The sequence below is a fragment of the Pseudomonas putida genome, assembly GCF_022627325.1.
Taxonomy (GTDB): Bacteria; Pseudomonadota; Gammaproteobacteria; order Pseudomonadales; family Pseudomonadaceae; genus Aquipseudomonas; species Aquipseudomonas putida_X.
Map to the genome: position 1 here is coordinate 46,765 of NZ_JAETZZ010000021.1, position 11,770 is coordinate 58,534.

General features: G+C 56.5%; 11 protein-coding genes and 2 pseudogenes. 9 read left to right on the forward strand and 4 right to left on the reverse strand.

What is annotated here, in order from left to right; translation table 11 throughout:
• Positions 1-104 precede the first annotated feature (104 nt).
• From JNA92_RS24650 to JNA92_RS24660, 3 genes are all read left to right on the forward strand, one after another.
• Positions 105-512 carry an SMI1/KNR4 family protein gene (locus tag JNA92_RS24650; protein WP_241807120.1) on the forward strand — a complete coding sequence of 136 codons (408 nt, stop codon included), beginning with the start codon at positions 105-107 and terminating at the stop codon, positions 510-512.
• A 355-nt stretch (positions 513-867) separates the two neighbouring features.
• Positions 868-1,278, forward strand: coding sequence for an immunity 22 family protein (locus JNA92_RS24655; protein WP_241807121.1), 411 nt, complete (start codon positions 868-870; stop codon positions 1,276-1,278).
• Between the two features lie 578 nt (positions 1,279-1,856).
• Complete coding sequence (locus JNA92_RS24660; protein ID WP_241807122.1) at positions 1,857-2,348, forward strand: SMI1/KNR4 family protein; 492 nt, start codon at positions 1,857-1,859, stop codon at positions 2,346-2,348.
• Between the two features lie 49 nt (positions 2,349-2,397).
• On the opposite strand, the pseudogene JNA92_RS24665 reads toward JNA92_RS24660, so the two are convergent.
• Positions 2,398-2,713, reverse strand: a pseudogene (locus tag JNA92_RS24665) (IS5/IS1182 family transposase); the annotation flags it as partial.
• Between the two features lie 447 nt (positions 2,714-3,160).
• On the opposite strand from JNA92_RS24665, the gene JNA92_RS24670 reads away from it, so the two are divergent.
• Positions 3,161-3,757, forward strand: a complete 597-nt coding sequence (locus tag JNA92_RS24670; RefSeq protein WP_241807123.1) for a hypothetical protein — start codon at positions 3,161-3,163, stop codon at positions 3,755-3,757.
• Between the two features lie 215 nt (positions 3,758-3,972).
• Positions 3,973-4,426 (forward strand): annotated as a pseudogene (locus JNA92_RS24675) (type IV secretion protein Rhs); the annotation flags it as partial.
• A gap of 116 nt (positions 4,427-4,542) precedes the next feature.
• Here JNA92_RS24675 and JNA92_RS24680 read toward each other — a convergent pair.
• From JNA92_RS24680 to JNA92_RS24690, 3 genes are all read right to left on the reverse strand, one after another.
• A complete protein-coding gene (locus JNA92_RS24680) occupies positions 4,543-4,914 on the reverse strand; it encodes a hypothetical protein (protein ID WP_241807124.1) in 372 nt (123 codons plus the stop codon).
• Positions 4,915-5,523: 609 nt separating this feature from the next.
• Positions 5,524-5,793, reverse strand: a complete 270-nt coding sequence (locus tag JNA92_RS24685; protein ID WP_241807125.1) for a DUF3077 domain-containing protein — start codon at positions 5,791-5,793, stop codon at positions 5,524-5,526.
• 164 nt (positions 5,794-5,957) lie between these two features.
• Positions 5,958-6,200, reverse strand: coding sequence for a hypothetical protein (locus JNA92_RS24690; RefSeq protein ID WP_241807126.1), 243 nt, complete (start codon positions 6,198-6,200; stop codon positions 5,958-5,960).
• A gap of 481 nt (positions 6,201-6,681) precedes the next feature.
• Here JNA92_RS24690 and JNA92_RS24695 point away from each other — a divergent pair, with 481 nt between their 5' ends.
• The 4 genes from JNA92_RS24695 to JNA92_RS24710 all read left to right on the forward strand — a co-directional run bounded on the left by JNA92_RS24695 (position 6,682) and on the right by JNA92_RS24710 (position 11,615).
• The gene (locus JNA92_RS24695) at positions 6,682-7,851 is read left to right on the forward strand and encodes a M20 aminoacylase family protein (protein ID WP_241807127.1); all 1,170 of its coding nucleotides are present in this window, start codon (positions 6,682-6,684) and stop codon (positions 7,849-7,851) included.
• Between the two features lie 156 nt (positions 7,852-8,007).
• On the forward strand, positions 8,008-9,318 hold the full coding sequence (locus JNA92_RS24700; RefSeq protein WP_241807128.1) for a citrate-proton symporter: 1,311 nt from the start codon (positions 8,008-8,010) through the stop codon (positions 9,316-9,318).
• Positions 9,315-10,772, forward strand: a complete 1,458-nt coding sequence (locus tag JNA92_RS24705) for an amidase (RefSeq protein ID WP_241807129.1) — start codon at positions 9,315-9,317, stop codon at positions 10,770-10,772. Before JNA92_RS24700 ends, JNA92_RS24705 begins: the two co-directional genes overlap by 4 nt.
• Before the next feature lie 69 nt (positions 10,773-10,841).
• Positions 10,842-11,615, forward strand: coding sequence for an IclR family transcriptional regulator (locus tag JNA92_RS24710; protein WP_241807130.1), 774 nt, complete (start codon positions 10,842-10,844; stop codon positions 11,613-11,615).
• Positions 11,616-11,770 lie beyond the last annotated feature (155 nt).

Consider the following 11,770-nt stretch of genomic DNA (forward strand, 5'->3'; position numbering starts at 1 on the left):
CCCACTCACAGCGGTATTCCTCATAAATTTGGAGTGTGTCAATATAAGGCCGAAACGTGAAAAGCATATCATCACCCGGCACTTAAAGGGAGTGGCAAATCTTCATGTTGATTCCAATGATTAGTACTGAAAAAGAAATATCGTCCGCTGACCTTGACCTTTTGGAAGAAGTGTTGGGCGATAGGTTGCCGCCGGAATTTCGCCGTTTGTATTTGTCATCGAACGGCGGTTATATTGACGATGCGCAAGGTGGAAATGATTTGTTGCTTGCTGGATTTATTCCTATTAAGTATGGTCGCATTCCAATAGATATAGCGTATAAAGAGTTGGTCCTGGATTTTCCGAGAATGAAAGGACGAGTGCCTTTTGCGTTTGATGAGGGTGGTAACTATTTTTTGCTTACCCTGTCAGGAGAAGCGCAAGGTGAAGTCGGATTTTGGATTATGGATACTGAGGAATATCATGTGGTTGCAGATGCTTTCCGTGAGTTTTTAAGTCGTCTTAATCAATGAAATTTAAATTCTTAGGTTTTGCATGGTTGCTTTTGTATTTAGAAGTCTCGTGCCCGCCAATTCTCGTGTTCGCTTGCTGTTTTAGGTGATGTTGAACCTGGATGGCCAGGTGATCAGTGACATGGGGCGCCATGACCTGCACCGGGAGGTATTTCGCACCCAGGGCACGCTGACCAGTTGCTTCGGCTACGACGCGATGGCGCGCAAGCTGGCAGTTTGTCGATATGGAAGTAGTGCGAGAAGGCTTTTCTATAATAAGCTGATTAAAGATTTTGTTAAAACGCAGAGTATAATTGAAGCGATAAGATTAATTGAGGTCTAACAGCGTAGTCATATAAGACTGGGAGCTTGCTAAGTGGATATTTATGATATTGAGAGGTATGAAAAAATCCATGTGTGGGTTGGAAGTAATTTTGAGTCGGAAGCTGATTACTTGAGGTATTTCGAGTTGGATTATTCTGTAGATATAGATGATCCATCATACAAAGTGTGCGGTTTTTGCAAGGATATCGGTATCCGATGGTATGATGAGGACTTTATCGGAATAATCCCGAGGAGGCCTCAGGAAGTCAGTTTGGATGAAATAATCAAGGAATCTTCAGTTGATCCTAGTGAACTTGACAGATTGAGGGCTGGCTGTCTCAGCAAAGGTATCGCTAAGGCCAATGCTATTTTTTGGTATTCAGATGGTGGGGTTGTAGTGTCTGAGCCCTTACAGGTAAATTATAATGGGTTGGTATATATAGGGCTTTTTGAAGTAAATTGACGTTAGGATTATTGGATTAAGCCTGTTTTTTGCTAATCATGGAGCTGCTTGGTCTGCGTGAGGCTGCGGTTGTTTCTTTAAGAGTATGGAGTAGGATTAGGTTGCTGTGGCATATGTGCTTTAACTCTAATGATTTCCGAGAAAGGGGTGCTGTAGTGTCCCGCACGTTAATTCGTTTATCTACACAAATTGTTTAGCCCAACGACTTCGGGCCTTTAGGCTAGCGAACTACCCGAGCGGGACACTATTGAGTGCTCACGATGTTAAAACACCGACCTCATCTCAGACCGACAACTAGGGGCGCAGCGTTCCGTTCATTGACCTTGAGCCGGGCGAAAGCACGTACAACCCGAACGAGAAAATCCATCTGGTGCATAGGGGGCTATGCCGTTGATCCCGCAGTCAGCGGATGAGGCATCCTTGCGGCTACAGGATCCATAGCACAAATTGAGAAATACTTGGGTCTAGATTCTGGTCCATATAGAACACCTGAGGCCATAGCTATAGCGCAAGATAAGGGGTGGCTTACGCATCGCCCCCCCCCAACATTAACATTTTCCACTTGTTGAGCGTTGGTAATGACTGACTTTAAGCTGTTGCAGAGCGGCCCGCCGATTTCTGATGCTGATATTGAGGCGCTGGAGGCGCAGATTGGCATTAAATTTCCCGTGAGATTTAAGTCGATCTATAGGGCATACAATGGTGGCTCACCTGTTCGAGAGTTTTGGATTTCGGATGAAGATTTTGAACCAGTGAGAGTGGTGGATTTTAAAAGCATTTCAAGTCTGGAGGCTGAGGATACTAATGACACAAAATACATCGGTGGATGTTATAGGTTGATGCGCGAGAAAAATGTTGTTCCGCCTCAGTTAGTCCCTTTTGCAAATGATGAGGCTGGTAACTTTATCTGCTTGGAGATAGGTGCGGAGAGAGTTATTTATCTTGCTGTGGATACTTTTCAAGCGGATCTTGGCATGCGACTTAATCACATCAATTCCCAAAGAGTCATGTCATGTTCCTTTAGTGATTTTATCGATTCTTTAGTTGATGAAGGTGATGTTGATTTTTGATTGTCTGTGGTTCGTTAAGTATCTTGAGGTGCAATTGTTGTGATCAATGTTAGGTTCTGTGTAAAAAGAGATGTCGCACACACCGCATGGAGCATGCGAGTGAGACCATGGCGGCATAACTTTTTGGGAGCTTGTCGAGCGTGTCACGATCCGGCGGTTCTCTTTCAGTCAGCCAAACGTGCGTTCGATGATGTTGCGCTGTCGGTATTTGGGCCGGTCGAACAGGGAGGGTAAGCAAGGCTTGGGCTTGGGCTTGCGCTTCATCGAACGCAATATGGAATGCTAACCTCATTCAACAGTGGTTGTACGGAGCTGATGTCACTGGCTTGGCCGCCGGAGAGGAGAGAGCGTAGCGGTGTGCTATTCAATTTTTTGGCTGAATAAAAAAATGCATTGCGAAGCATAAAGGTTGGAGATATTTTCTGCTTTGTAATAAATGGCAGAGGCTATGGTGTGGGGCGAATTATGACTCGTAGTATAAAAGGTTTCAACTCAATAAAATTTGGTACTCTGCCGATAGAAACATCAATGAAGGAGTATGCAAGTCAAGATCGCACACATCAAGCCTATAATCCTTTTGCTTATGAGTGTGGTGGAAGCAGTTTTATGCTTTCGCTGAACAAGGAAGATGCCGGGATGGTGAAGCCCGGAAGATTATATTCCTGAAGAGTGCCAACCATTCAAGCGTAATTGATGGGTAGTTGAATGCCGATCAAGGGCATCGCGGAAACTACAAGAATCCGTAGAAGGCGGTCTGATCGTCCGCTTTAGAAGTGTAAAAACGGGCTTGCGGGTAACTATTGGAGGCTGGGATGAGTGATATAAGAGATGCGCTGAAGGAATTGAGCTTGGTGCATGATAAATATCAGATTGATGGTTGTTATCGAGCGTTACATGCCGCTGAGTCTAATTGGCCTGCCGAGCTTCCCCGCTCTATTGAAACTGACCTTTTCTATGATGAATACGACCCTTGTGGTGTGCGGCTTGAGACGGGTCTTACACCTCTTAAGATGTTTGATCTAGCCTCTTTGAAGAAAGCGCAGCTTGGCTATCGTTGGGTCAATTCTGCCGAGAGCGTTGTCTTGAACGATGACTGGCCACACCAACATCTGGTGATAATGGATGATAGTGGCGGCGGCAAGCCAATCATCGCTGTAACTGATGTTGAGAAAACTCCGGTCTTCGCAAGTTATGATGTCGTAGAATGTTTCCAGGTCGCTGATTCTTTGGCCGACTTTATATTGGCGCTCGCGAGATTGGTAGATATAGTTTACGGTCGGTTTAATATATTTGATATTTCTAGTGATGAGGGTGTTAGTAGCATATTTTTAACGTTGCTGAATGAAGAAGTTACTCCGATTTTGGGTGAGCATAATGCTGCTCGCTTCGTAGACTATTTTTATGGATAAGTAATCGCTGCTAGCGTTTGCTGGCTTCTCGTTTAGTTTCGTGTAGGTAGTGGCCGAGCGTTCGGTCACTACAAATTTTTAAAACGTTGATCGCGTATCGGAACACCCGTTTTTTCGTACCACTCCCGATCTTCGATGCAAACTTCAAGTCCAAGTATTTGTGGTGGAACGCCTGCGGTCGCGTTGAGCGCTTCGACGACTGTTCGGGCAAGCTCCGCGAGGTGTACCGCGCGCAGGGCAAGCTTACCAGATACTTCGGGTACGACGCCATGGGGCGCAAGGGGTGGCAGTTTGCGTCAACGCTGCCGGCAGAAAATCTCTCTCAAGTGCACAACTCCGGCATCAACGCCTCGCTGCTGGTGGTCGACGCTGTAACCCGATTCACCATCGCTTCCCATACGATCCGGCAGGTGAACAGATACGCTCCCTCGACAAAGTGCGTGGCGAAATCAAGTGCGAGTACGCAGGCCAAGTTCAGTTGGACAGTCGCAATACCCGCTCGGACAGTGGTAAACGGCTAGATTGAAAGTACGAGGGTTTTATAGCTATGAAAGCCTGGTGCGGCGGATTGCCAAGCAGTCGGAGATTAATGCCACCGCGGACCAGAAGCGTTTCCTGTGGCAAGGGCTCCGGATATTGCGTGAGGAGACGCCCGGCCAGAGCATCCTGTGTTTCTAGGAGCCGGGTCGCTATGTCTTGTACCTTGAGACTGTCGATGAGCAAGCCAAGCTTTATTGACTTCTGATTTCTAGGCCTAATTCAAGCCCTATCTGCTCCCGATAAGGTTACTCATCCATGTTAAGGCATAATTTTTTCCCATCCACCATTTTGCAGGGCCATCTATTTTCTGTGTAACTGTCGGGCACAAAACAGAAACCGGGGTGGCTTACCCAATAGGTCTGCCAGGCCGAGCCTGACTTCCTCAGTTGTGGGCAACTGGTATAGTCCAGTTTATTAAGCGCAATTGTCGTGATGATGCCCGCTAACGGCGCGAGCACGATGAGCGAGTAAACAGAGGCTTTCATCATTCCCGTCTGAAATTTCGCAAGGCCGGATTTGGTAGGTGGATCGAACCTTTTTCCTGTGTATATTGCGAACGCGCTTGCAACGACGCAAACAAGCATCACGGGCGGGGCCATGAGCAAGCCGAAAGCCATGTATTGAACCTCAATTGCCGACGCCTGTCGCCACAGCTGCCCGTAAATTGGCAGCACATGAGCGACCAACCAATACGTAGAAAATCCACCTATGGTCGCACATATCAAGAGCGTCAATGCGGCACGTAGCCTGAACTTGAGAGATTCAGTAGAACATTTGCTCGGAGTCATTGGTGCGTGCTCAAAACCTAGGGTGATGAAGTCCGGAAAGCGCGGGCAGCTTGACGCCTTAGGCCATTCGAAGCCTGGTGTGCTTGGAATAAAATTAGCGGGGAAATCATCGAGTAACCCTGATTACCCTTGTCGATGGCCGTACGCGATAAGCGCTTCAGTGAAACTGTTGATAACGTCATTCTATATCGCTCAAGGTCGCTCGTGTCGATGGGTTCGGTCAATTGTCGGATATTGTCAACGGCGTAATTGAGTGTTGCATTGATCTCAAGATTATTGTCCCCAGGAAGAGCACCCAGAGCACGCCATTGAGTCGCCCCCGGCGATGCGCTTCGATCAGAGATCGGAGCCCGCATCCCAGGCCTGGTCCGATGACTAAACACAGAGCTGGCCCATCAAAATCTGCCACACGAAAAGGCCAGCCTGAAGATTGGCTACCTAACGACGCATCCCCAGCTCAGCATCATCCAGCAGCGCCTTGGCCAGCGCGCTCAGGTAGTAGGACGCCCAGATCAGTTGCGGATTTTCATCCATCACCCCGGTGATGGTCAGATCGCGCACGCAACCCATCAGCTCCGAGGCTTGCTCCCTGGCATCCTGGCAGGGGATGCCTGGGGCGATGCAGAACAGCGGGCGGGTTTGGCCCTCTGCCTGGTAGAACATGGTTTTGCCGGGTGTGGTGTATTCGTTTGTGCCGTCTTTTGGCATTGGTTAGCTCCCTGAAAATGCGGGTGCCTGGGCTGGCCCTTTCGCCGGCAAGCCGGGCCCACACGGGTTCACCACGCGCCTAAGGGTCGTCTACAACCTCAGGGGCGACGCCGTGCGAGTGGTTAGCCTTCGAAAGCGCCAGAACAGGCCTGACATGATGCGGCTTAGTGCAGCGTTCTCGGCTCTGTCGGCATTTGCACTTGCACCAAGGCCACCTCAAGCAGCTTGCGCAAGGTTTCGAGCTCGTGCATGGAGGTCATGATCAACAAGGAACAGGGCGATTTGGGGTGCATCATCATCGCCTGCTGGGCAACGGCTTCTGCGCAAAGTGCGTAGTCCGCAGCCATCATGAGTGTGTCTTCCAGGGAGTGGGGAGTGTGGGGTGGGTCGGGGACTATCTTCAGCATAAAACCCTCTCAGTGCCTGCAGGGCTGCCGCAAATCCGCTGTCAAACGGAAAGGGTGGCAGCTGTTCGTGGGTTGACAGACCGAGGGCACTGAGAATCCCGGCGCACACAGAGGTGCCCCACGTACAGCTGCCATAACAGGCATTGCACATGCTCTCAGTGACTCACGGTCTGTCAAAACCGTATCGCCGATTGGCAGCGACCGGCCGAGACTATGACTCACGTTTAGCGCATGCAACGAAAAACAGGCGCACGCATTATCTTTGGGAAATGGACTACAACAAAGGGAATTAATCTGATCTTTTCAGCCGTTTTCCGTAGGAAAACATCCCCGCCATCGTGATGTTCCACCACGTGAAACCACATTCAATTGTGCTCCCGCCCCACTCGCGCTTATCTGTTCGCAACCACGACCTGCCTCAACCGTCGTGACCTCAAAACGAACAACAAGAACGGGACCCACCCGCGCGAGGAGATTCCCCATGCAGCAGCACCAGCACATCCTGGCCTGGCTCACCGACGTGGCCAGCGACCTGCGCGCCATCCGCCACGATATCCATGCCCACCCCGAACTCGGTTTCGAAGAAAGCCGCACTGCGGCCCTGGTCGCGCAATTGCTCAAAGACTGGGGCTACGAAGTGCACACCGGCATCGGCAAAACCGGTGTGGTCGGCGTGCTGCGCAATGGCAGCAGCCCACGCAAACTGGGCCTGCGTGCCGACATGGACGCACTGCCCATCGTAGAAACCACCGGCGCTGAATACACCAGCCGCCACCAGGGCTGCATGCACGCCTGCGGCCATGACGGCCACACCACCATGCTGCTCGGCGCAGCTCGCTACCTGGCGGCCACGCGCCAGTTCGACGGCACGCTGACGCTGATCTTCCAGCCGGCCGAGGAGGGCCAGGGCGGGGCCGAGGCGATGCTGGCCGATGGGCTGCTGGAGCGCTTCCCGTGTGATGCGCTGTTCGGCATGCACAACATGCCGGGGCTGCCGGCGGGGCACCTGGGTTTTCGTGAAGGGCCGATGATGGCTTCGCAGGACCTGCTGACCGTGACCATCGAAGGCGTCGGCGGGCATGGCTCGATGCCGCACCTGACGGTCGACCCATTGGTGGCGGCAGCCAGTGTGGTGATGGCGCTGCAAACCGTGGTGGCGCGCAATATCGATGCGCAGGAGGCGGCGGTGGTGACCGTGGGCGCCCTGCAGGCAGGCGAGGCGGCCAACGTGATCCCGCAGCAGGCGCTGCTGCGGTTGAGCTTGCGTGCGCTGAACGCCGAGGTGCGGGCGCAGACCCTGGAGCGGGTGCAGGCGATCATCGTCAGCCAGGCCCAAAGCTATGGCTGCAGCGCCCGCATCGAACACCGCCCGGCGTACCCGGTGCTGGTCAACCACCCCGACGAAAATGCGTTTGCCCACCAGGTCGGCGTCGAGCTGCTCGGCGCCGAGGCGGTGGATGGCAACACCCGCAAGCTGATGGGCAGCGAAGACTTCGCCTGGATGCTGCAACGCTGCCCCGGCGCCTATCTGTTCATCGGCAACGGCGTACAGCGCCCGATGGTGCACAACCCTGCCTACGACTTCAACGACGACATCCTGCTGACCGGTGCCGCCTACTGGGGCGCCCTCACCGAGCGCTGGCTCAACTAGGCAGCTTCAAGCTTCGAGCTTCGAGCTTCAAGCTGCAAGTAAAGGCCGCGCATGGCCCGCTTCTGCTTGCAGCTTGCAGCTTGCAGCTTGCAGCTTGCAGCTTGCAGCTCGCCGTTCGCCGCCGTTTCTGGCCAACAGATTGATGGAGTGTCCCGCATGCAGACTTCACACACAGGCGCGTCGCGTACCCGGCAAGTGGTCGCGGCGGTCATCGGTAACGCCCTGGAGTGGTATGACTTTATCGTGTACGGCTTTCTGGCCAGCATCATCGCCCGCCAGTTCTTCCCCTCCGACGACGAGTACGCCTCGCTACTGATGGCCTTGGCCACCTTCGGCGTGGGCTTTTTCATGCGGCCGGTGGGCGGGGTGCTGCTGGGTATCTATTCCGACCGCAAGGGACGCAAGGCGGCGATGCAACTGATCATCCGCCTGATGACCGTGTCCATCGCCATGATCGCCTTTGCGCCCAGCTACCTGGCCATTGGCATGGGCGCGCCGCTGTTGATCGTGGTGGCGCGCATGCTGCAGGGCTTTGCCACGGGCGGGGAGTACGCCAGTGCCACGGCGTTTCTGGTAGAAAGCGCACCGGCCCACCGCAAGGGGTTGTATGGTTCGTGGCAACTGGTGGGGCAGTGCCTGGCGGTGTTTTCGGGCGCGGCCATGGTCGCGCTGGTGACCCACCTGTGCACTCCCGAGGCGTTGGACAGCTGGGGCTGGAGGATCCCGTTCGTGATCGGCTTGCTGATCGGGCCGGTGGGGCTGTGGATTCGCAAGCACATGGAAGAGCCCGAGGCGTTCCTTGAGGCGCGCAAGCAGGCCAAGGGCCAGGCGCCGAGCTTGTGGCAGGTGCTGCGCGAGCATCGGCGCAGCTTGCTGGTGTCGATGGGGCTGGCCTGTGGGGCGACCGTGTCGTTCTACGTGGTGCTGGTGAACATGCCCACCTTCGCCCACAAAAACCTTGGCCTGCCACTGGACCAGGTGCTGCTGGTGCAGATGCTGGCCGTAGGCCTGATGACCGTGGTCATCCCCCTGGCCGGAGCACTGTCGGACCGGCTTGGCCGGCGCCCGGTGCTGATGGCCTTTACCTTGGCATTTTTCGTGATGGTGTACCCGCTGTACGTGTGGGTAGCCGCAGCACCGTCGATCGAGCGCCTGCTGGTGATGCAACTGCTGCTGTGTACCGCCATCGGCGGCTTCTTCGGCCCGGCGCCCACCGCCTTGGCCGAGCAGTTCCCGATCGAGGTGCGCTCCACCGGGGTGTCGGTGGCCTATAACGTGGCGGTGATGGTGTTCGGCGGCTTCGCGCCGTTGATCGTCACGTGGCTGAGCAAGGTGCTCGGCACCCCGGTGGCGCCGTCGTTCTATGTGCTGTTCGCTTGCTTGTTGACGCTGCTGGGCACCTACTGCCTGAAAGAAGTCCCCCGCGCTGGCAAAGCTGCCGCTTTCAACCTTGGAGTGAAACCGTGAACCCGTTAGCCATCGACCCGATCGTTGCCCTGGATGCCCAGGCGCTGTCCGAAGCGATCCACGCGCGCCAGGTGTCGTGCCGTGAAGTGATGCAGGCCTACCTGGGCCACATCGAGCGCTTCAACCCACAGGTCAATGCGCTGGTGTCGCTGCGCGAGGGCGCGGTGCTGCTGGCCGAGGCCGAGGTGCGTGACCGCGAATTGGCCGCCGGCCAGTCGCGCGGCTGGATGCATGGTATGCCGCAGGCGGTCAAGGACCTGGCGGCCACAGCGGGGCTGCGCACGACGCTTGGCTCGCCGCTGTTTGCCGAGCAGGTGCCGGCGCATGACGCCATCAGCGTGGCGCGGGTGCGGGCAAGCGGGGCGATCTTTGTCGGCAAAAGCAATGTGCCGGAATTCGGCCTCGGCTCGCAGAGCTACAACACGTTGTTCGGCACCACCACCAATGCCTATGACCACAGCCGTGTGGCAGGCGGCAGCAGTGGCGGCGCCGCGGCGGCGTTGGCCATGCGCCTGCTGCCGGTGGCTGACGGCAGCGACATGATGGGCTCGCTGCGCAACCCGGCAGCGTTCAACAACGTGTTCGGCTTGCGCCCTTCGCAAGGGCGGGTGCCTTACGGGCCAACGCCGGAGCTGTTCGTGCAGCAGCTGGCCACCGAGGGGCCGATGGGGCGCACAGTGACGGACGTGGCGCGCTTGCTGTCGGTGCAGGCCGGGCACGACCCGCGCGCGCCGCTGTCGCTCAGTGACGGCCCGCGTGACTTTGCCGCCGGTTTGCAGCGCGATTTCAAAGGGGTGCGGGTGGGCTGGCTGGGCAACTTTGACGGCTACCTGCCGATGGACGAGGGGGTGATGGACCTGTGTCAGGCAGCATTGGCAGACTTCGCCGACCTGGGCTGCGAGGTCGAGGCGTGCCAGCTGGGGTTCGACCCGGGGCGTTTATGGCAATGCTGGCTCACCCTTCGCCACTTCCTGGTGCACGGCAACCTGGGCGCGGCGTATGCCGACCCAGGCAAGCGTGCACAGCTCAAGCCTGAAGCGCAGTGGGAAGTGGAGGGCGGCCTGCGCCTGACCGCGGCGGACGTCTACCAGGCTTCGCTGGACCGCAGCGCGTGGTACCTGGCGTTGGGCAAGTTGTTTGAGCGTTACGATTATTTGCTGTTGCCGGCTGCCCAAGTGTTCCCTTTCGATGCAGCCCAGCCGTGGCCCAAGGTGGTTGGTGGGCAGGCGATGGACACCTACCACCGCTGGATGGAGGTGGTGATTGGCCCGACTTTGGCCGGCCTGCCGAGCATGAGCGTGCCGGTGGGGTTCAACGCCGCCGGGCTGCCGATGGGCCTGCAGATCATAGGCCCGGCCCAGGCGGACCATGCCGTGCTGCAACTGGCCTATGCCCACGAACAACTGACCCGCTGGGTAGCGCGGCAGCCGCCTGGGTGCCTGCAGGTGCGCTGAAAGCCCTGGGCAGGCCCGTATCTTGCTGGGCATGATGACCATCCACGCACAGACACGGAGGTCGAACCCATGGGTATTACCGCAGACAGCGGGGGCGTGCGCTCGGTGGAGCGGGCACTGGCGATTGTCGAACTGCTTGGTGAGCACCACGCGCTGGGGCTCGAAGAGCTGCATTACCTGACGGCACTGCCCAAAGCCACGGTATCGCGCATGCTCGCCACCTTGCAGGAGCAGGGCTGGGTCTACCGTGGCCTGAGCGACCGCCGCTACCGCTTGTGTGCCCGGCGCCTGTTTGGCGACCGCCAGCTGCGCTTCAAGCGCACACTGGTGGAACGCGCCGCGCCGCTGTTGTTGGAGCTGAGCGAGCGCACCGGGCTGGTGGCGGACCTTTCTTCTTTTGACGGCGAACGGCTGGAGGTGATGGAGAGCGCCATTGCGCAGGTGCTGCGCAAACGCTACCCGCACACCTGCCAGCTCGTTGGGCACCATGCCAGCTTGTTTCACTCGGCCATGGGCCGGGCGTGCCTGAAGGAGCTGGCGGCGGATGAGGTACAGCGCCTGGCGGCGCATGAGCGGGTGCGCGATGAGGCGCTGTTGCGCGATATCGAGGCTGATGGGCACAACGGTTTTGGCCAGCGCACCGAAGGGTTCTGGGAATACCCGGTGCGCTTGCCGTTCCTGATCCGGGCGATCGCCCTGCCGGTGCGGGTGGAGGGGCGGCTGGTGGGCAGCATCGCGCTGCACTGGCCGCTGGACCTGGCACCGGTGGAGCGGGTGCAGAGCTTGCACCTGAACAGCTTGGCGGCGACGGTGGGGCAGGTACAGCACGCGTTGCTGAACTGAGGCGGCTGTTCCGGCCTCATCGCCGGCGAGCCGGCTTGTATGGTTAGACTTGAAGGGGTGGTGGGACTAAATGCCGGATTCTGACTGTTGACGCAGTACAGACTGTGGGAGACATCGCCCCACCCCTTCCACCAAAGCGCCGATAAAGAATGCAT